1 protein-coding gene is annotated in these 217 nt (G+C 62.2%); it reads left to right on the top strand.

The annotated features are described in order from the left end of the window. A partial coding sequence (locus tag RRF55_RS28970) for an NAD(P)-dependent oxidoreductase (RefSeq protein WP_439419443.1) occupies nucleotides 1-217 on the top strand: 217 nt, incomplete at both ends.

Genomic DNA, 217 nt, shown 5'->3' with positions numbered 1-217 from the left:
ATGGGAGCGGCGCAGATTGCCGCCATGAAGCCCGGCAGCATTCTCATCAATGCATCGCGCGGCACGGTGGTCGATATCGAGGCGCTGGCGGAATCGCTGCAAAGCGGCAAGCTGCTGGGCGCGGCCATCGACGTCTTTCCCAAGGAGCCCAAGAGCAACAAGGACGAATTCCTGTCGCCGCTGCGTGGCATGGACAACGTCATCCTCACGCCGCATA

The sequence above is a fragment of the Klebsiella sp. K47 genome (assembly GCF_051858335.1).
In the GTDB taxonomy this organism is placed as follows: domain Bacteria; phylum Pseudomonadota; class Gammaproteobacteria; order Enterobacterales; family Enterobacteriaceae; genus Klebsiella; species Klebsiella pneumoniae.
Note: the sequence above shows the minus strand (reverse complement) of the source record. Positions and strands in the feature narration are given on the sequence as shown.